At 43.3% G+C, this 20,706-nt stretch carries 16 protein-coding genes and 1 other annotated feature (1 of these 17 running past the window's edge); of the genes, 6 read left to right on the plus strand and 10 right to left on the minus strand.

From position 1 onward, the window contains the following. Window positions 1–45: 45 nt before the first annotated feature. The gene (locus Q5H80_RS02430) at window positions 46–1,716 is read right to left on the minus strand and encodes a sensor histidine kinase (RefSeq protein ID WP_304568420.1); all 1,671 of its coding nucleotides are present in this window, start codon (window positions 1,714–1,716) and stop codon (window positions 46–48) included. A 260-nt stretch (window positions 1,717–1,976) separates the two neighbouring features. Beyond that, on the minus strand, window positions 1,977–3,470 hold the full coding sequence (locus Q5H80_RS02435) for a carbon starvation protein A (protein WP_304568422.1): 1,494 nt from the start codon (window positions 3,468–3,470) through the stop codon (window positions 1,977–1,979). A gap of 334 nt (window positions 3,471–3,804) precedes the next feature. Here Q5H80_RS02435 and Q5H80_RS02440 point away from each other — a divergent pair, with 334 nt between their 5' ends. Then, complete coding sequence (locus Q5H80_RS02440; RefSeq protein WP_304568424.1) at window positions 3,805–4,155, plus strand: DUF2799 domain-containing protein; 351 nt, start codon at window positions 3,805–3,807, stop codon at window positions 4,153–4,155. 116 nt (window positions 4,156–4,271) lie between these two features. Here Q5H80_RS02440 and murQ read toward each other — a convergent pair whose 3' ends face one another. Together murQ and Q5H80_RS02450 are read right to left on the minus strand one after the other, a co-directional pair. Next, the gene (murQ, locus tag Q5H80_RS02445; protein WP_048658073.1) at window positions 4,272–5,192 is read right to left on the minus strand and encodes an N-acetylmuramic acid 6-phosphate etherase; all 921 of its coding nucleotides are present in this window, start codon (window positions 5,190–5,192) and stop codon (window positions 4,272–4,274) included. Window positions 5,193–5,275: 83 nt separating this feature from the next. Beyond that, window positions 5,276–6,391, minus strand: a complete 1,116-nt coding sequence (locus Q5H80_RS02450) for an anhydro-N-acetylmuramic acid kinase (protein WP_304568427.1) — start codon at window positions 6,389–6,391, stop codon at window positions 5,276–5,278. A gap of 121 nt (window positions 6,392–6,512) precedes the next feature. Here Q5H80_RS02450 and nagZ point away from each other — a divergent pair, with 121 nt between their 5' ends. The 3 genes from nagZ (at window position 6,513) to tyrA (ending at window position 10,068) form a co-directional block, all read left to right on the plus strand. Beyond that, the gene (nagZ, locus tag Q5H80_RS02455; RefSeq protein ID WP_304568428.1) at window positions 6,513–7,502 is read left to right on the plus strand and encodes a beta-N-acetylhexosaminidase; all 990 of its coding nucleotides are present in this window, start codon (window positions 6,513–6,515) and stop codon (window positions 7,500–7,502) included. 247 nt (window positions 7,503–7,749) lie between these two features. Beyond that, window positions 7,750–8,823: a 3-deoxy-7-phosphoheptulonate synthase gene (locus Q5H80_RS02460; RefSeq protein ID WP_304568429.1), complete on the plus strand. Its 1,074-nt coding sequence runs from the start codon at window positions 7,750–7,752 to the stop codon at window positions 8,821–8,823. 117 nt (window positions 8,824–8,940) lie between these two features. After that, window positions 8,941–10,068, plus strand: a complete 1,128-nt coding sequence (tyrA, locus tag Q5H80_RS02465) for a bifunctional chorismate mutase/prephenate dehydrogenase (protein WP_304568430.1) — start codon at window positions 8,941–8,943, stop codon at window positions 10,066–10,068. Window positions 10,069–10,231: 163 nt separating this feature from the next. Here the strand turns inward: tyrA and Q5H80_RS02470 are convergent, their stop codons facing one another. The 3 genes from Q5H80_RS02470 to ettA form a co-directional block, all read right to left on the minus strand. After that, window positions 10,232–11,242, minus strand: a complete 1,011-nt coding sequence (locus Q5H80_RS02470; protein WP_304568431.1) for a M23 family metallopeptidase — start codon at window positions 11,240–11,242, stop codon at window positions 10,232–10,234. A 49-nt stretch (window positions 11,243–11,291) separates the two neighbouring features. Then, entirely contained in the window at window positions 11,292–11,660 is a 369-nt protein-coding gene (locus Q5H80_RS02475; protein ID WP_304568432.1) for a PilZ domain-containing protein, read from the minus strand. A 90-nt stretch (window positions 11,661–11,750) separates the two neighbouring features. Next, window positions 11,751–13,418 carry an energy-dependent translational throttle protein EttA gene (ettA, locus tag Q5H80_RS02480; protein WP_009848459.1) on the minus strand — a complete coding sequence of 556 codons (1,668 nt, stop codon included), beginning with the start codon at window positions 13,416–13,418 and terminating at the stop codon, window positions 11,751–11,753. 263 nt (window positions 13,419–13,681) lie between these two features. Between ettA and Q5H80_RS02485 the strand changes: the two genes are divergently transcribed. Together Q5H80_RS02485 and trpR are read left to right on the plus strand one after the other, a co-directional pair. After that, the gene (locus Q5H80_RS02485; protein WP_304568434.1) at window positions 13,682–15,631 is read left to right on the plus strand and encodes a transglycosylase SLT domain-containing protein; all 1,950 of its coding nucleotides are present in this window, start codon (window positions 13,682–13,684) and stop codon (window positions 15,629–15,631) included. A 170-nt stretch (window positions 15,632–15,801) separates the two neighbouring features. Further along, window positions 15,802–16,095, plus strand: coding sequence for a trp operon repressor (trpR, locus tag Q5H80_RS02490; protein ID WP_304568435.1), 294 nt, complete (start codon window positions 15,802–15,804; stop codon window positions 16,093–16,095). Between the two features lie 126 nt (window positions 16,096–16,221). On the opposite strand, the gene yjjX is transcribed toward trpR, so the two are convergent. The 3 genes from yjjX to pheA all read right to left on the minus strand — a co-directional run bounded on the left by yjjX (window position 16,222) and on the right by pheA (window position 20,615). Beyond that, window positions 16,222–16,743, minus strand: coding sequence for an inosine/xanthosine triphosphatase (yjjX, locus tag Q5H80_RS02495; RefSeq protein WP_304568436.1), 522 nt, complete (start codon window positions 16,741–16,743; stop codon window positions 16,222–16,224). Beyond that, entirely contained in the window at window positions 16,706–19,084 is a 2,379-nt protein-coding gene (locus tag Q5H80_RS02500; RefSeq protein ID WP_304568438.1) for a bifunctional diguanylate cyclase/phosphodiesterase, read from the minus strand. Before Q5H80_RS02500 ends, yjjX begins: the two co-directional genes overlap by 38 nt. 355 nt (window positions 19,085–19,439) lie before the next feature. Beyond that, window positions 19,440–20,615 (minus strand): prephenate dehydratase, encoded by a 1,176-nt coding sequence (gene pheA, locus Q5H80_RS02505; RefSeq protein ID WP_009848464.1) that lies wholly within the window; start codon window positions 20,613–20,615, stop codon window positions 19,440–19,442. Window positions 20,616–20,627: 12 nt separating this feature from the next. Next, window positions 20,628–20,706: a sequence feature (Phe leader region), on the minus strand; it runs 43 nt beyond the window's last position.

The raw sequence follows: 20,706 nt of genomic DNA on the forward strand, positions 1-20,706 counted from the left end.
CTTCTAAATGTTTCAACTCGGAGTGATTCGTCTCCGAAAATGCCCTTATTTCAGTATAGGTATGATAAAGCTCATTCGAGTAAATTGCTGTGGTTGAGATTCTATTTTTAGTGTTGAATCTTGTCCAAAGAAATTAGTGAGTCGTTTATCAACAATCTCCATACCTAATCCAACGTGATCTTGGGATGGCTTCTGATAATTACCAGCATTATCTTCAACGATCAGCTTGAATCCACCCTCGAAAGCCTCGCTATAGATCTTCACTTTGCCGCCTTCCAGCATGTTAGAAATCCCATGTTTGATGGCATTTTCTACTAGCGGTTGTAGGGTAAAGCTTGGCAGCTGCGACTCATACAGTTGTGGGTCGATATCCCATTCGACTTCTAATCGGTCAGTAAAACGTGCTTTTTCAATAGTTAGGTACGCATTGACGTGCGCCAGTTCGTCTTTGAGTTTCACGGTATTGATGTTCTGTTTCAGATTACTTCTAAAGAAGTGAGAGAGATGCTGAATGAGTTCCCGTGCTTTATCAGGGTCACGACGTGTAACGGCACTGATGGTGTTAAGTGCATTAAATAGGAAGTGTGGGTTCACCTGTGCATGCAGCAGTTTGATTTCCGCTTGGGTGAGCAGCGTTTGCTGTTGTTGATAATTACTAAACAGGATCTGGCTCGACAATAGCTGAGCGATACCTTCACCCATCGACATATTGATGGTCGAGAATAGTTTCAGCTTTGGCTCATACAGTTTAATGGTGCCGACCACTTCATTACCTGCGCGGAGTGGGATAATCAGAGCCGAGCCTAATTTACAATCTTGTGAAAGAGAGCATTGATACGGGTTCTCTTTCCCATCGAGGTAGATGATGTCGTTCTGTTCCATCGAAGTGAGTGTGCTTTGCGATGAAATAGGTGTATTGGGAATATGGTGTTCATCCCCAATGCCGACGAACGCGAGAATTTTTTCCCGGTCGGTAATCGCTACCGCCCCAACATTGGTCTCTTCGTAAACGATACGGACGATTTTTTGTGCGTTATCGGAATTGAAGCCGCCATGCAAAATACCCACCGAACGTTCGGCGATGGTTAATGCGCGGCGTGAGAAGGTAGCTGAGTACTTCTCGAAGATGGTTTTCCGATCTTGGATGATGCTCATAAACAGTGCTGCACCGACTGAGTTTGCAATGATCATTGGCGCTGCAATATCAGAAACCAGAGCGTAGGATTGTTCGAAGGGTTTAGCGACCGCCAGTAGAATCAGCATCTGAATAATCTCTGCAAACAGGGTCACCGAGAACACCACCATCGGATTAAACAGCTGGCTGGCTTTGTTTTTTCTGACTAAGTAAACGTGTAAAAAGCCGCCAATCAAGCCTTCTGCCGTGGTTGAAATGGCACAAGCTAAGTCTGTGAAGCCGCCTAATGAATAACGATGGATACCACCGGTAAATCCGACGGCAAAGCCGACTACAGGGCCGCCAAACAAACCACCCATTACCGCACCCATCGCACGTGTGTTGGCGATGGCGTCATTAATCTGCAGCCCAAAATAGGTGCCCATAATACAGAACAGGGAAAACAGAACGTAACAGCTGACTTTATGACTTAAGCGCGAAGATATGCTCAATAACGGGAGAATCAGTGGGGTCTTACTTAGCATGTAAGCAATCACTAAGTAGACACAGGTTTGTTGCAGCAGAGAGAGAATGAGTTCCATATTTTCACCTATTGAGAAGCTGGTTAAGTGTAAAGCTCATTGAGGCTGAAAAGTAGCTTTGCTTTTTTGCAGGTTGTCTTTCTTTTGTTTAGTGGAAACTAACGTATTCAGTGGTTATGGATAAAATAATAAAGCCCATCATACATGATGGGCTTTGATCTTAGATTCCAGTTCATCAAAGATGATGGTGGAACAAGCGAAGTGTTTTTGGCTTACTTATTCTCCTCTTTCTATGAAGATCGAGAATATTTAGGGGAAAGCTAAGCTGTTTTTGTTACGGGCTTTGCTTCCTTTTCTGATTCTTCATCAGCAAGGTCGATATCACCTTTGCCTTTTGAAATCTTGATAACGTAAGCCGCAATACCGAATGCACTCACCACGCCAATGATGGTTGAGATTTGCATTGGTAGACCGAAGCCTAACTGGCTATTGTTCAGGATGAATGTAATACACACAGACGTCATGAACACCGCTGGAACCGTTGTTACCCAGTGCAGTTTATTGTGACGAAGTAGGTAAGCTGAAGCTGTCCATAACATCATTACTGCCGTTGATTGGTTAGCAAAACCGAAGTAGCGCCAGATAATACCGAAATCGACTTGAGTCAGGATGCCACCAAGAACGAACAATGGTAGAGCCATTAGTAGGCGGTTACGCAGAGTTTTCTGTTCCATGTTAAAGTATTCAGCAAGGATAAGACGGCTTGAACGGAACGCAGTGTCACCTGAAGTGATCGGTAGGATAACCACGCCAAGGAAAGCAAGGATACCGCCAAATACACCCAGTAGGCCAAATGAAGCGCTGTATACCACGTTACCTGGGCCGCCGTTTGCAATCGCGTCAGACAAAGACTCAACAGAACCGAAGAACGACAGAGCAAGTGCACACCAGATTAGAGCGATGATGCCTTCACCAATCATTGCACCGTAGAATACGAAGCGACCGTTTTTCTCGTTTTCCATACAACGTGCCATCAAAGGAGACTGAGTTGCGTGAAAGCCAGAAATAGCACCACAAGCGATAGTGATGAATAGAGCAGGCCAAAGTGGTAGGTCATTCGGGTTCATGTTAGTGAACATGTCTTTCATCTCGAATCCACCCATGATTTGGTGCTCGTCAGATAGGCCAATCGCAGTGATTAGGCCAACAGACATAAAGATAAGTAGTGCACCGAACAGTGGGTAGAAGCGACCAATGATTTTATCGACAGGGACAATCGTTGCAATGATGTAGTAAGCAAAGATGATAACAACCATAGTGCTTGTAGACATCACGAAATCAGTTTGGTCGTTCACTAGGTTAGTGATCATGCCTGCTGGAGCAGAAACGAAAACCACACCAACAAGAAGCAGTAGAACAATGGCAAAGATGTTCATAAAGTGTTTTGCGCCATTGCCTAGGTAACGTCCAGTGATAGTTGGAACCGAAGCACCGCCATTACGGATAGATAACATACCTGAGAAGTAGTCGTGTACAGCACCTGCGAAGATACAACCTAGCACGATCCAAAGCATTGCTGCTGGGCCGTAAAGGGCACCCATGATAGGGCCGAAGATTGGACCTACACCTGCAATGTTAAGCAGTTGAACTAGGTAAACCTTTGGCGTCGACATTGGAACAAAGTCCACGCCATCTTGCTTGGTGTGAGCGGGTGTTTGGCGCTTTTCATTGACACCGAAAATCTTTTCGATAAAGGCACCGTAAATAAAGTAGCCACCAATGAGTGCTGCAACACAGGTAAGAAACCACATCATAATTTGTTATCCCTGAATGTATTAATTAAGTCAGGGTGTATATTAAAGGAGTGTATGAGAAGAAACTTCCGCTACTGGAGTGAGTGGTCGAATAGCTAATTAAGTGGTGTTATAACCGATTTAGTGGTTTGTGACCTTTGCGGAGCGGTTGGTTACTGGTGTTGAGAAGTGTCATGCTTCTAGTTAGTGGTGACTTATCAGCTTTAAGCGGTAATCAATAAATATCAACGACAGATAACAGACATAAGTGGACATCAGTCAGTGTTCAGCGGAGAATCGCCACAAAGGCAGCGCTTCGTCAGGAAGTGATGAAGTAACAATATAAAGGATTGAAATGAAAAAAATAATCGCACTATTCGCCGTGACATTTAGCCTTGCAGGATGCAGCGCCAATGTTCAAGATTTAGCAGCCGAAGGCAGTTGGCAAGAGATTGGCTATCGTGATGGTATCAAAGGCCACACTCAGCGTTCTTATTCAGATATGGCCGAGCTTGGCGGAGTCGATCAAGCGAGTTACACAGAAGGTTACCATTTAGGTGTGACTGAATATTGTAATCCGAACCATGCTTATCAGATTGGTTTATCTGGTCAGGTGTATGAAGGCGTGTGTTCTGGGACGGAAGACGCTCAACGTTTCCGTATGGAATGGCAACGTGGCTGGGATGAGTTCTCAAACGACTATTAAGCCCAAGCTAGCGATAACAAATTAAAACTAAAAAAGACCAGTACCTTATGTGTACTGGTCTTTTTGTATGTCGTTAAAGTTACTCTCTAAATGAGAAGCTACAAACAGAATTGAGATTACTGATTATTCTCGACTGCTTTTCTCAAGAAGCCATTTTGCTTATCAAGCTGAGCCTTGGCCAATTCTAAATCTAGCCCTGTTAGAATCATCAAAATAGACAATTTCACATCGTAATCAGTCGTTTTTAGTGTCGAGACTGCCAGTGCTTTGTCACACTCAGTTGCTTGGATAACGATGCGAGCAGCGCGGGCAACCAGTTTTTCGTTGGTCGCCTTTACGTCGACCATCAGGTTCTGATAGCTCTTACCAATACGAATCATGCTCGCAGTGGTGAGCATATTAAGCACTAGCTTTTGTGCTGTACCTGATTTGAGTCGTGTTGATCCAGTCAAGGCCTCCGGGCCAACCACTGGGCTTATCGCGATTTGAGCGATCTCAGCTATCGGTGAATCAGGGTTACAAGACAGCGCAACCGTCACCGCGCCAAGCTGATTGGCGTAATTGAGTGCACCAATCACGTAAGGTGTACGACCGCTCGCTGCAATACCCACCACGACATCATTTTCTGAAAACTGAATCGCTTTGAGGTCTTCAATACCGAGAGTCAGCGAATCTTCCGCTCCCTCTTTGGCTTTTAAAATCGCTTCTGGTCCGCCAGCGATTAAGCCGATAACCATTTTGTCTGAAACGCCAAAAGTCGGTGGGCATTCTGAGGCATCTAACACGCCTAATCGACCACTGGTACCTGCACCCATATAAATCAGTCGGCCACCGTTTTGAAAGGCATGAGCGATCTTATCAACCGCTTTAGCGATCTGTGGCAGTTCTGCTTCGATCGCTAAAGGCACTTGTTTATCTTGTTGGTTAATCTTTTCAACCACTTCGAGAGAGGTGAGCAGATCAATATCCATAGTGTCAGGGTTTCTCCCCTCCGAAACGAGGTGCGAGAGCGCTGATATGAGAGCGTCGTTACTCATAATGATCCTTAAATGGTGGCTCTAAAATTGTTTAGACAGCATCGCGAAGTCAGTATTATTACTAAGTTAGCACGGCTATCAAGTTAATCTGCACGATAGAGAACGCCTAGAGAGGCCGCCCTGCTTGCGCCAGTGACTTCTGGTAAATTACTTGGCAGTTTATGAATATGACGTTGAGCAAGCCACGCAAAGGCCATAGCTTCCATGTAATCGGCATCAACACCCTTACTGGTCGTCGACTCAACCTCCCAGCTAGGAAGCAGTTCAGACAGTCTCTTCATCAACAATGGATTTCTCGTACCGCCGCCACACACATAGAGTGCCGGTTGGTTACCCAAGCGATAGTTTTCCACTTCATTCGCTATCGTCAATGCGGTGTATTCACAAAGTGTGCGCTGAACCTCTTCTGCTGCAAGGCCTTTAAATTCTGTTAATTGTTGCTCTAGCCACGGTAGATTAAATCGCTCCCTGCCAGTGCTTTTGGGTGGCATTTGAGATAGATAAGATTCGTTCAACAGTTGTTCGAGTAAAGCTTGATTGAGTTGACCTTTAAGTGCGAATTGCGCATCACGGTCAAACTTCTCACCCGTGTGTTTATTAATCCAAGCGTCCATCAACATATTGCCTGGGCCAGTATCATAGCCAAGAGTATGCTGATTCGGGCGCAATACTGAAATATTCGAGATACCACCAATGTTCAACACCACAACCGAGCTGTCTCTCGGGTGAAAAATCGTATGGTGAAACGCTGGTACTAATGGTGCACCTTGTCCGCCAAGCGCCATGTCTTTGCGTCTGAAATCAGCGACTGTTTGAATCTGTGTTTTAGCGGCAATGATATTGGCGTCACCCAATTGCATGGTAAATGGTGAATCACCGGTTGGCTGGTGGAATACTGTTTGGCCATGGTTACCAATCGCAGTCACATAAGATGCAGGCGTACCTGACTTGTCGAGAAGTTGCAGAACCGCATCAGCAAATAGATGACCAAGCTGGTGGTCTAGTTCGCCAATGGCAATCAAATCTGTTTTCTGACCAATACAAACTTCAAGCAAACGCGATTTGAGATCATCAGGCATTGGGAACTCATCATGAGCGAGTAATGTGATGCGCGAATCTTCAATCGAAACTAAGGCGGTATCAACACCGTCCATACTCGTTCCCGACATCACACCGATATACAGTTCTTTATGATCCATTCCTAAGCTCTTGCGCTGCATTCTTAAAGTCTTCCACAGATTGGTTTAAAAACATTGTAAAGCAAATTTAAAGAGAATAATCTCGGGAAGTTTATGAAATTAGGTTTAATAAGGGATAAATATGGGACCGTTGTGGGTAGATGTCGCGGGCTACGAACTGACAGCTGAAGACAGAGAAATTTTAGAGCACCCAACCGTTGGTGGTCTCATCTTATTCGCTCGAAACTACCACGATAGCAAACAGCTTTCGGCGTTAAACAAAGAGATCCGCAAGGTAGCGAAACGTCCTATTTTGATTGGCGTTGACCAAGAAGGTGGCCGAGTTCAGCGCTTCCGCGACGGCTTTTCAATTATCCCTGCTGCTCAGGAATTTGCGACCAAGAATAATGGTGAGCAATTAGCAGAACAAGCGGGTTGGTTGATGGCGGCGGAGTTGATTGCCCATGATATCGATTTGAGTTTTGCGCCAGTATTAGATAAAGGCCATGCTTGTAAAGCGATTGGTAGCCGAGCATTTGGTGAAGGTATTGATACCATCGTTCGCCACAGTAGTGCTTTTATTAAAGGCATGAAATCGGTTGGAATGGCGACAACAGGAAAGCACTTCCCAGGACACGGCGGTGTAATTGCTGACTCTCACTTAGAAACGCCTTACGATCCTAGAGATGATATCTTTGAAACCGACATGGCAATTTTCAAGGCGCAAATTGAAGCCGGAATATTGGATGCCATGATGCCAGCACACGTGGTTTTCTCTCACTATGATGATCAACCTGCGAGTGGTTCAAAGTATTGGCTGCAGAAAGTCTTGAAGCAGCAGCTTGGGTTCAAAGGTTTAGTTTTCTCTGATGATTTAACGATGGAAGGCGCCGCCATTATGGGCGGACCAGCAGACAGAGCGAAAGCGGCCTTGAATGCGGGCTGTGACATGGTGTTGATGTGTAATAAGCGAGATGCACAAATTGAGGCTCTTGATCATTTAGCGATTCAAGAGGTGTCTTTAGCCAACTCATTGCTTAAAAAGCACAGCTTTGATTTATCGACGCTTCACTCGGATAGTCGATGGAAAGAGGCCTCAGAGCAAATTAAGCGAATGTTAAACGCTGGGTAATAAATAAACACTCTATAAGTTTGAAGAAGGCGATATGAGAAATATCGCCTTTTTTGTATGTGTGAGGTGCAGTTTAAGCTGGTTTGTGTGTTAGAGTGAATTAAAGTGGGTGTGTAAATTTAAATTTACAGTAAATGTTTTTTATTGTTTACACTTGCAATCGTTTTTGTAGCTGTTATTGTGTTCTTTAAAGATTGTTAGCCCAAATGGAAATATTGGGTGTAAAAATAAATATACAGGTTGAGTTATGCAGAAAAGTGAATTAAGCAATGTCAATATCATCGACGAACAGGTACTGATTACTCCAGAGGAGTTAAAAGCAAAACTGCCTTTGAGTGATAATGCTCGTCGTTTTATTCAAGAGTCTCGTCAAACTATTGCAGACATTATTCATAAGAAAGATCATCGCATGCTTGTTGTATGTGGCCCATGTTCTATCCATGATATTGAAGCGGCGAAAGAGTACGCAAAACGCCTAAAAGCTTTATCTGAGCAGCTTAGCGATCAACTGTATATTGTAATGCGAGTTTACTTTGAGAAGCCTCGCACCACTGTTGGTTGGAAAGGTTTGATCAATGACCCTCACCTAGATGGCACTTTCGATATAGAGCATGGTTTGCATGTTGGTCGTAAGCTACTTGTTGAACTCGCTGAGATGGAAATTCCCTTGGCAACAGAAGCGCTAGATCCAATCAGTCCGCAATACCTAGCAGATACATTCAGCTGGGCAGCAATTGGTGCTCGTACGACGGAATCTCAAACTCACCGTGAAATGGCAAGTGGTCTTTCAATGCCAATTGGCTTTAAGAATGGTACGGATGGCAACCTAGGCACTGCAATCAATGCAATGCAGGCGGCTTCGTCTAGCCACCGTTTTATGGGTATCAGCCGTGAAGGTCAAGTTGCACTACTCACGACGCAAGGTAACCCAAATGGTCACGTGATTTTACGTGGCGGTAAGCAGACGAACTACGATTCAGTATCGGTACACGAATGTGAGCAAGAGCTGGGTAAATCTGGCTTAGAGGCGGCACTTATGGTCGACTGTAGCCATGCGAACTCTCGTAAAGATTTCCGTCGTCAACCGCTGGTGGCTGAAGATGTCATCCATCAGATTCGTGAAGGTAATAAGTCGATTATCGGCCTGATGATTGAGAGCCATATTAACGAAGGAAACCAATCTTCAGATATACCTCTCAATGAGATGAAATACGGTGTATCTATTACCGACGCGTGTATCAATTGGGATTCAACTGAGGCACTATTGAAACATGCACATACGGAATTAGTCCCGTTCTTAGAGAACCGCTTGAAAGGTTAGTCAGAGTTTAAATTTAAGTGCCTCATCTAATGGGGCATTTTAAGATCTGTTGCTAACGAAGCTGCATCAGTGCGGGCTTTTAGATTGGCACGGGCTTATAGATGAGTAAGGAATAAAATGGCCGTTGAACTGAACGAATTACGCGACCAAATCGATGCTGTCGATAAACAAATGTTGGATTTACTGGCTCAACGACTGGCTCTAGTAGAGAAAGTCGGTGAAGTAAAAAGTGAACATGGTTTACCTATTTATGTACCGGAACGTGAAGCCGCGATGTTGGCATCTCGTCGTCAAGAAGCCGAGAAAATAGGAGTTCCACCACAGTTAATCGAAGATATTTTGCGTCGTACGATGCGTGAGTCTTATGCCAGTGAGAAAGATTCTGGCTTTAAGTGTCTTAACCCAGAGTTACGTTCAGTGGTTATCGTTGGTGGTAACGGTCAACTTGGTGGCTTGTTTGGCCGTATGTTCAAGCTTTCTGGTTACGAAGTGAAAATCCTTGGCAGCCAAGATTGGGATAAAGCCGATGAGATCTTAGATAATGCTGGCCTTGTTGTTGTTACGGTTCCAATTCACCTAACTGAAGGTGTGATTGCGAAACTAGGTAATCTACCAAGTGATTGTATTCTTTGTGATTTGACGTCGATAAAATCAAAGCCTCTACAAGCTATGTTAGACATGCACCAAGGCCCTGTGGTTGGATTACACCCAATGTTTGGTCCTGATGTTCCAAGCCTTGCGAAACAAGTGATTGTTTACAGTGATGGGCGTAGTTCTGAAAGCTATCAATGGTTGCTGAATCAATTTGGTATTTGGGGCGCGAGCCTTTGCCAGATGGATGCTGCGGAACACGATCACGGCATGACTCTGATTCAAGCTCTTCGTCACTTCACCTCTTTTGCTTACGGCTTGCACCTAAGTAAAGAGAACCCGAACATTGATCAGCTTCTGAAGTTAAGCTCGCCAATCTACCGACTTGAGATTGCGATGGTTGGTCGTCTGTTTGCTCAAGACCCGAACTTGTACGGTGATATCATTCTTTCTTCAGATGAGAACATTGAGATGATTCGACGTTTCCATAGCTGTTTCGGCGAAGCTCTAGAGATCTTAGATGGCAAAGATAAAGCTAAGTTTGTGGAGAGCTTTAATCAAGTCAGTGATTGGTTTGGTGGCTATTCACAACAATTCTTGCAAGAGAGCCAAAGTCTTCTAAAACAAGCACATGACTCGATTCATCGTGGTTAATACGATTTAGAACCATAAAAAAGAGCGACCATCAGGTCGCTCTTTTTGTTTGTGCTCAAAGCTATGAAAGCATTTGGTCTACTGTAGGCTAAAAGCAATTAGATCATCATAGGCCAAATCAAAGTCTCCCAATAACTAATAACGAATAACTAATAACTAATAACTAGTTAGTCGTGATAGGTTTCTTACTATCTTCACTGGATACAGTGTCTATGGTCGAGCTAATATAAGGCACGTTGGTCAGGTTGATCTGCAAGCGAACTACATTCGCAATTAGTTGAACTAGCGGACCCCACTTTACCTTTTTCTCTTTCTCGAACACGTAGTTGAAGTTCTCAGGTGTCCAATCCATCAAGTATTGAGGGTTCAATGAACGACCAAGGAAGCGTACTTCATAATGCAAGTGTGGGCCGGTTGAGTTACCCGAGTTACCACAGCTCGCAATCACATCGCCTTTACTCACAAATTGACCGCTACGTACTTTGAACTTCTGTAGGTGCGCATAAGAGCTCATGAAACCGAACGAGTGACGCATAGTTATAAAGTTACCGAAGCCTTTCTTACTTGGACGCACGGTTTCAATTACGCCATCTGCTGGCGCTACTATATCTTCACCACGCTTACACGTTAGGTCGATACCAGTATGAACGTGGCGTTTACCTGTTATAGGGTTAGAGCGACGACCATAAGAGGATGATATGCGTTGATAAGCCATAGGGCTGTCATTTGGAATCAAACGAAACATTGTGGCTCTGACTGCCGAATCTACTGCAGCTGCATCAATTCGGTCTTCTAAAGAGATGTCATCAGTAAGCGGCTCTTCATCGGTCAGGCCAAGCACTGATTCCACATCAAATACACGCTTACCAAGTAACTGAATAGTGCCTTCTTTCTCGGTTAATGCTTGAGACAGTGAGTGATTGGTTTCTACCTGCTCAGCGTAAAGAAAGTCGGTTTGTTCTTTTTCAACAATCAGTGTTTCAATCAATTGTTGTGCATCATCGGCTTGTAGGGCGAGTTCTTGTTTGCCTTCAAAGTGCATGTATGCAGCTACGCCAATCAATAGAGGCACTGAAAAAATTGCGGTAGTACATAGTAGTACGGCTTTTCGACCGAAATAAAACGTCTGATCCCCTTGGGTTAAGGGGATTGTAATGGAAACTTTTTTAGACATGGTTCTGTATTAACTAAATGCTTCTAATAGAAAAAGGGGAATGGAGACATCACTCATTACCTAAATCGGTAAGGTGTTCAATCTCTCTATAAAGCAGTTCATCGTCGCCGACGTTAAGTTCCACAAGGCGCTTAAGGTGGCTGATACTATCAATATCTAAATGCTCTATACGTAAACGCATTGAGGTATTGATGGTCGAGACTATCGTTGCTTCTAACTGAATATTGATATCACTGTTTTCGAGCTTAAAGCTGACTTGAACAGGAATATCAGATCTGAGTTGCTGACATTTATCACATTGAATGAGTAAACCATGAAGAGATAGGTCTTGCACTGAGCCTGATACATTTACTTGTCCTTGTGAAATCTCAGTCGGAACTTGATAAATAACTCGTGAAAATTTACGTCTTTCAAGCATAGGTAATCTCTCTATATCAATAGGTAAATAGTAAGCTAGATATATCAAAGGCCGCTATTATCGCGGCCTTTGTTCAAAATACAAGCTTATTTACTTTGCAATACGTTTGTATTTGATGCGGTGAGGCTCTGCCGCTTGTGCACCTAGAGTCTTTTTCAGCCACTCTGTATATTCAGTATAGTTACCTTCGTAGAAGTTAACTTGACCTTCATCGCGGTAGTCTAAGATATGGGTCGCAATACGGTCAAGGAACCAACGGTCATGCGAGATAACCATTGCACAGCCAGGGAACTCAAGTAGTGCTTCTTCAAGAGCTCGTAGTGTCTCAACATCAAGGTCATTGGTTGGTTCATCGAGTAGCAGTACGTTACCGCCCGCTTTTAGCAGTTTCGCTAGGTGAACACGGTTGCGTTCACCACCTGAAAGCTGACCGATGATCTTCTGTTGGTCGTTGCCTTTGAAGTTGAAACGAGAGCAGTATGCACGAGCAGGAATTTCGAAGTTGTTGATCTTAATGATATCAGCGCCTTCGGAAATCTCTTGGAATACTGTTTTTGTATCGTCCATGCTGTCACGGAACTGATCAACAGAAGCAAGCTTAACCGTTTCACCAAGTTCAACTGTGCCTGAATCTGGCTGTTCTGCGCCACTTAGCATCTTGAATAGTGTTGATTTACCCGCACCATTGGCACCAACGATACCGACGATAGCGCCTTTAGGCATGCTGAATGATAGATCATCGATAAGAACGCGATCTCCAAATGACTTCGTTAGGTTCTTAACTTCAAGTACCTTGTCACCTAAACGTTCACCTGGTGGGATGAACAATTCGTTGGTTTCGTTACGTTTCTGGTATTGGCCAGTCGTCATTTCTTCAAAACGAGCCATACGAGCTTTAGACTTAGCTTGACGACCTTTAGGGTTTTGACGAACCCATTCAAGCTCTTTCTCAATCGTTTTTTGACGTGCGCTTTCGCCTGCTTTCTCTTGCTTCAAACGCTCATCTTTCTGTTCTAGCCAAGATGTGTAGTTACCTTCCCATGGGATACCTTCACCACGGTCAAGTTCTAGAATCCAACCTGCAGCGTTGTCTAGGAAGTAACGGTCGTGGGTAATCGCCACAACAGTACCGCTGTAGTCAACAAGGAAGTGCTCAAGCCAAGCAACTGATTCTGCATCCAAGTGGTTGGTTGGTTCATCAAGAAGCAGCATGTCTGGCTTCTCAAGAAGTAGACGACAGATAGCAACACGACGACGTTCACCACCTGATAGGAATTCGATTTTCGCATCCCACTCAGGAAGACGAAGTGCATCTGCAGCTCGCTCTAGAGCTGTTTCTAGGTTATGACCATCTTTTGCTTGGATCAGAGCTTCAAGCTCACCTTGCTCTTTCGCTAATGCATCGAAATCTGCATCAGGTTCTGCGTAAGCGGCATATACTGCGTCGATGCGCTTAAGTGCGTCAGCAACATCTGAAACCGCTTCTTCTACGATTTCACGAACGGTTTTTGATTCGTCTAGTACAGGTTCTTGAGGTAGGTAACCTACTTTAAGACCTTGTTGTGCACGTGCTTCACCATCAATATCAGTATCAATACCAGCCATGATACGTAGTAGGGTAGATTTACCTGAACCATTTAGACCCAAAACACCGATTTTAGCGCCAGGAAAAAAGCTAAGAGAAATGTCTTTAAGAATTTGACGCTTAGGTGGAACAGTTTTGCTCACCCGAGACATGGTATATACGTATTCAGCCATTGCCGATCGATCCTAATTATTGTTCAAAATTGTTTGCTATTTTATACCAATATCCTCAAAGATGTTACTCCTAGGACAGAAAAGCCATTCTTGAACTAATCCTCACCTATTATTGTCACAGTAGTCATTAAAAATAGCTTTAATAAGCTTTCGAGGCGATGTGTTAAATATTAACAATATTTACACTCAAATCCTTTACATTTGATGTGATGTCGGGCGTAAATAGACTTCACGTATTCATACACGCACTAAGGAAAGAGCGAATGTTTTTCCGCATTGGTAATACGAAAATTGCTGTCGCTGCATCGGCAATTTTGTTTTCATTTTCACAGGCTCCGATGGCTATGGCCAGCAATGCTTCCGAGCTTGAAATGCAGCGTGATGTTTATGACAGAGCGCAAGAGGTTTTAGACAACCGTGATCTAAAAGCTTATTCAGCGCTACGTAACAAAATTCAAACATACCCGTTAACACCTTACACTGACTATCGCGCCTTTTTATTGGGCTTAGGTGATCGAACGCCAAGCGAGGTGGATGCTTTTATTGAAGAGAACAAAGCACTGCCGTTTTCCAATCGTATACGAGCGCCTTATTTGGATTTATTGGCGGCTCAAAAACAGTGGAAGACGATCCTTAAGTTTCAAACCAAAGAGCCTGTTGGTGAAAAATACCAATGTATCTATTACCGCGCTAATTATGAACAAGGTAATCAAGAGCTCGCATTTAAAGGGGCGAAACAGCTGTGGTTAAGTGGCGAAGGGATTGATGATAGTTGTGATCCACTTTTTGAACGTTGGGATGAAGCGGGTTTAAGAACGGATGAACTGATTCTAGAAAGGATGCTTTTAGCGTTTGATAGCCGAAATGGTAAGTTGATGAGTTACCTAGTGAAGCAATTAGATCATGATGGGTCAATTGCTCAAGCGAACCAGATGAAGGCGTTATACAACAAACCTGAAAATGTGCATGCGTTTGCTAAGAAAAATCCTGCTAATGAGTTTTACCAAGCTCAAACGGAATTTGGTTTCAAGAAGTTAGCAAGGAAGTCAGCAAGCAGTGCTCAAGAGGTGTTTGATGGTGTCATCAAGGCTCAGAAATTCTCGAAAGAGAAATCTCAAGATCTCGCGGATTATTTAGCGTTTCGCTTGATCAATTCTGATTCTGAAGAGTTGATGGCGTGGCGAGACAAAATGTTGGCAAGTTCATCAAAGCAAGTGTTGCTTGAGCGACGTGCTCGTTTGGCTATTCAGCACGCCGATTGGACGGGTTTGAAAGAGTGGATTGCGCGCTTAGATGGCAAACATCAAGCTTCACTGCGTTGGCAGTATTGGTTAGGTAGAGCTGAAATTGCTACGGGTGACAGCGTTAGTGGTAACAAACGATTATCAGATATTTTAGGCCAGCGTAATTTCTACAGTGTGGCAGCTGCTAAGCAATTAGGTAAACCAGTTCATTACCCGACTTCAACACTCAAATACAACGCGGAAACAGTGAAACCATTCGATACATCTTTGGTTCGTATTGGCGAGTTGATTGAGCGAGATAAAATTGCGGCAGCAAAGAGCGAATGGCGCTGGTTGTTGACTAACGCAGACAACGATCAAAAAGCGATGCTTGCCGCTCATGCAGCGACACAGCGTTGGAATCACTTAACGGTAACGGCGAGTATTTCGGCGAAAATGTGGGGTAACATTGCATTACGCTTCCCGGTTGCCCATAAGTGGTGGTTTAACTTTTATGCTGAAAAGCATGATATTGACCCAATCACCTTGATGTCTTTAGCGAGACAAGAGAGTGCAATGGATTCTGAGGCTCGTTCTCCTGTTGGCGCACGCGGTATCATGCAAATTATGCCGAAGACAGCTCAGTATACGGCTAAAAAACATAATATTAAGTATCAGGGTAGCGATGAGCTTTATGATGTAGGTAAGAACATTGAGATAGGCAGTCATTATTTAGATGGCTTACTCGCTCAATATGATGATAACCGTATCTTTGCATTTGCCGCGTATAATGCAGGCCCTAGTCGTGTGAAACAGTGGCGATCACGCAGCGATGAAAAGCTCGATGCATTTGCTTTTATTGAAATGATCCCATTTAAAGAGACTCGTGGTTACGTACAGAATATCTTGATGTTTGAGACCTACTATCGAGATATCCTGGGTGAGAAAGGGACGTTCTTAGCGCCGCATGAGGCAAAAACGAAATACTAAGCTTTCGGTATTTTTCTCCGAGCTGAGTAATATTAAAGGCAGTGAGTGCGAACCATTTCCACTTACTGCCTTTTTACATTGGATCACATCAAGTGTTTCGGTATAAAGTGTGAAACGATTTCAATCGTTAGTGACTACTTAAGGTCAGAATTTAAAGTAAGTGTAGATATATGGCATCACAACCTGAATACGATAATTGGCAACAACTGATGGATTTGGTCAAAACAGCAGCTGAGAAAGATCAGCATGAGCTATTGTTGACTATGATGATGTCATCAGATGAACGAGATGCCTTGGTTTCTCGAATTAACATTATTTGTGAACTGATGAAAGGCGAGATGTCTCAACGACAAGTAAGCCAAATGCTCGGCGTGGGTGTCGCGACGATTACCAGAGGCTCTAATGAATTGAAGGCTAAATCTGAATCAGAGAAGGCCATTATTGCAGAACTATTGCTTAAATAAGCATTGATTTAAGTGAGAACAAACTTAAGTTCTTACTGAGTTATGTGATTACGAATTCGATAAAAACGCTAACTGAATGTTAGCGTTTTTTGTTTCTGAAGATTGTTCTCAGAGTCTTTCGAAGTTCTAGATAGGAAAGTGCTCAGGATTCACAAATGGGATCAGTGCTAAAATTAAAGCCTGATGATAGACCGAACTGCGCGACAGTTGGTTATGTGTCAGTAGGCCAATCGCACCGCCTTTTTGTTTGATATTATCGGTGCCAAACACATCATCCATAACATCCCCTAGCTCGTTCGCATGTTCTAACTTTTCAAGCACTGCAGGTGGCAGCATCAGACTTGCTGAACGTGATTCTCCGCGCTGACCGTTTGCTTCAATCACCATCCATGCAAAGGTCACAGTGCCTTCTATTCCAGCTTCTAGACCGACATAGAAATCCGAATCTGACTGTGCTTGAATGGCGTTGTGCACTCGGTTTACCGCACCTTGATAGGTTTCTTCATTACTCATGGGTTGATCGGCAACGCCACTAGGGACGCTGATGCCTTTGAAATCAAACTTAGTATCAGGAAAAGCCGATAAGAATGCACTTTTCACGGCGTTAATTTTAGCTGGGTTCAGCGATGCAATGATTACAGATTTCATATGGCAGGTTCTTTTTGTGTTCGACAAAATTGATTTGATGCTGTCGGTACCATTCAGTTAGCTCTTCTAATGGCATCGGTTTACCAAAGTAATAACCTTGCAGCATATCGCATTGAGCATCTTGCAACCACTGATGCATGCATTGAGTTTCAATCCCTTCAGCTGTGACCTTTTTCCCTTGGGCGTGGCATAGCCCGATAATGGGTTTCACTATGTTCTGGTTATCTGTCTCAATCAAGGTGTCCAAAAAGGTTTTATCCAATTTAATCTTCTGAGTTGGATACTGAACCAGTTGAGTGATCGAGGTGTAACCAGAACCAAAGTCGTCGATTGCTAATCTATAGCCCATGTATGATAACTGGTTAAGTAATGGGAAACCCTGAGAGTTCGAATAAAAGGTTTCTGTGATTTCAAAATCGATCAAATTGGGCGGAATCTGATTGATTTTCGCATGCTCTTTGATGAAATCAGCAAGATGAGTGGTTTTAATCCCGGCTGAAGATAAGTTAATCGATAGCTGAATGGAGTGATCGAATTGCTCTTGAAGTCGATGGAATGAAGCAAATGCATTCTGTATCACCCAGCGATCGATTAATTCAAATAACCCGGTTTGTTCGGCAATAGGAATGAACTCATCGGGTGGCACCAGACCAAGGTGTTTTGAGTGCCAACGTAATAGTACCTCAACACCAATAACATAGCTTCCGGTTGCATCCATGTAAGGCATGTAAACGAGCTTAAACTCTTCATCAAAGTTGTTTTCTCGGAGGGCTCTCTCAATACTGGCTTGACGCTGAATGGTTTTATCTAAGTCTAACGAGTAATCTGCAAACTGGTTTTTACCCGCCCGTTTAGCTTGATACATGGCGGTATCTGCGTTCGACAGTAGCTTCTCGATTGTCTCGCCATCATTAGGGTAGGTCGCAATACCAATACTGACCGTAATTGGGAAATTGCCTGATTCGGTGATAAAGCCTTTTTGTAGTGGGTCTAGTAAATCACTCGAAAATCGATGCGCGACATTTTCTTGGTGATTTGGAGCATTAATGTATACAACGAACTCGTCTCCAGAAAGTCGAGCTGGCAGACAGTGGGCGTTTAATTCTGTTTGATAGTGGTTACAAATATCAGAAATACGTTTAGCAAAGCAGATGAGAATCGAGTCGCCTATTTGATGTCCGTATTTGTCGTTTACAAATTTGAAGTTATCTAAGTCAAAGTAGAGAATCCAGGTTTCGGTATTTGAGCTAGGTTTTGACAACGATTGCTGGACGAACGTTTGAAATTGGTGCCTATTGGCTATTTGGGTTAGCTGATCATTTTCTGCCAACAACTTAGTCTGTTGATAGGTGTCATCCAACTCCTGGTACATATCATAAAAGCGTTGGGATAAGCGATCGAGCTCATCATTTGTTCCTAGGCGCTCAATATTTTTTCTCTGTTTTTTCTCAACCTCTTGAAGCTGTCTGTCTAAACGAGTGATGGGAGTTATCACACAGCGAGATAGCAGGATAAGCAATAAGGCAACACTGACAAATGCAGATAGAGCAAAGGATAGGCTCAGTTCATTCCAGATAGATTTGAGTTTGTTGTCTAGCAAGAATGGTGCGGGATCGAGCGTGGCATAGAGCTCAGGTGCTAGCTTTATTGATTGTGTTAACTCATGCTCTCGTGTCACAAATACAGGGGTAAAGAACAGGCTAGTTTGATAGTCGAACTCTATCTGTTTTCGTAGTGAATTAAACTTATCAAGAGAGACAGAAACAACCACAAAAAAGACATTGTTGGGCTGAGAATTTACTGGTATCGAAACTGATTTCTTATCAATAACTTCATAATGAACTAATACGCCTTCACCTTGGGAGTTCTGTATATAGTCGGTACTCGAAGTTGCTAACGTTTTTTGATATTGATGATCAATGAACTCCAATATCTTAGGATCCATTGTTGCTAAAGGGTCGTTGGTATTATCTGCGTAATATTTAAGGGCTCGATCGCCGTCGAGCAACGCTACTCTTGTAAAGCTGTCGTTACCATCTTGCAGTAGCTTAATCGTTTCGTTCAGGTTACCAACTAGTTCACGCTGGTGGTCGGTACTTTCATCAACCATAAAATAACGCTTAACCATGTCACTCTTGGTGAGTGTATAAGAATAACTGTTGAGGAAAGAACGAGACTGTTGAAAATAACCTGCTAATTTTTCCATGCTTAATTGCAGCGCATTGTCTTCACGTTTGATAAAGCTGCTTTTTTGCGTGGAGTAGATGATATAGCTAGAAGCCGCTGTACTGACCAGTATTACGGGGGCAATCACAAGTAATATTTTAGTACTTAGCTTCATGGTTATTCACAACATGGTTTATAAATTTTAGCGCGCAAGTTTATGTTATTTGGAGAGTTCTCGCCATCAATTATATTGTGTTTGAAGTGTTTTGTTTGGGTTTTAAGTTTTTGTATTTACTGATTAAATTATCAGTAGTGGTGTTTGAGTATGTTGGGAGAACGATGGAAGTAGATAGAAATGAGCAACCAGAAAAATAACCCCATTCATTTTTAAGGTATGCATACTTTGAGTATTCCTTAGTTTGAGAGTTATTCCACTCGTTGCTTTTTTATCTCTTGGCCTACTGTAGGCCAAATACTTGTATTAGCGAAAAGCTAATGGCAGTTAAAAACGGATGTTAGATAATAGAAAACTATGACAACTTAACCTGAGTCGCTTTGATGTTCTCACTTGGGTAGCAACCTAACACTTTTAGGTGACGAGTTATGGCTGTTAGTTCCGTTATCGCTTGCTGCATATTATCTGAATCTAAGTGTGCTTCTAAATCCACATAGAACATCTCTTCCCAAGGGTTACCCATGATAGGACGAGATTCCAGCTTGGTCATGTTAATACCTAAGCGTTGCAAAATCAGCAGTGTTTCAACCAAAGAACCGGCTTCTTGAGAAGTCGACATGATGAGTGTCGTCTTAGCTGGGATTTGAGTCGATACTTCAACGGGCTTACGTGCCACAACGATGAAGCGAGTGTGGTTCTCAGTTTGGTTGGCAATGTTGCCTTGGATTGGTTGAAGTCCATAAAGCTTGCCGCTCGATGCATTACCAATCGCAGCCACATCATCACCGTCTAGATCTTTCACCTTTTTCATAGCATCAGCTGTGCTTGCACAAGATTCAAGGCTGACATCTTTAAGGCGGCTTAAAAACTCACTGCATTGTTGATGAGGTTGTGGATGCGAATAGAGCGTTTTAATGTCTTCTAAACGAATATCATTTTTCGCGACAAGGCAGTGTTCAATCGGTTGAGAAAGTTCACCAACGATGTAAAGCGTTGTGTGTTGTAGCAGATCGTAGACTTCGTTAATTGACCCTGAACTGGTATTTTCAATCGGCAGTACACCATAGTCGGCATGACCCGATTCTACAGTCGATGCGACTTCTTTGAAGTGATTACAGTTCAGCTCAATCAATTCCATATTCTTGCGGCTGAAGTATTCGCGGCTCGCAAGGTGAGAATACGATCCCTTAGAACCTAAGAATGCAACGCGAGCTAGTGGTTTACGGCTTTGCGGATTCGCTAGGTTTTGTAAGTATGACTGCTGCAGTAAAACGGAATCTTCGATGATGGTGTGAAACAGCTTAGTAATGTACTGAGCATCCAATTCGTACTTGTCTTTACCGTTGTTGATCAGTTTGACTAGTAGTTGTTGCTCTCGTACTGCATCACGAACGGGTTTTGATGTTTCTACCTTGCTTTTAGCGACTTCGATACTTAACTTACGACGCTCTGAAAGTAATTTTAGGAGTTCGTCGTCTAAATCATTGAGACGAAGGCGGATATCATCTAGTGAAATTGTTCGGTCAGTCATAAATGTGTCCTTATAAAAAAGCCCCCCTAGTGTGGGAGGCTTCTTGTTCGTTTTTGACTTGTTTTTCTAAAACGACTTAGCCTCCGATTTA

The organism is Vibrio sp. SNU_ST1, assembly GCF_030563405.1.
Taxonomy (GTDB): domain Bacteria; phylum Pseudomonadota; class Gammaproteobacteria; order Enterobacterales; family Vibrionaceae; genus Vibrio.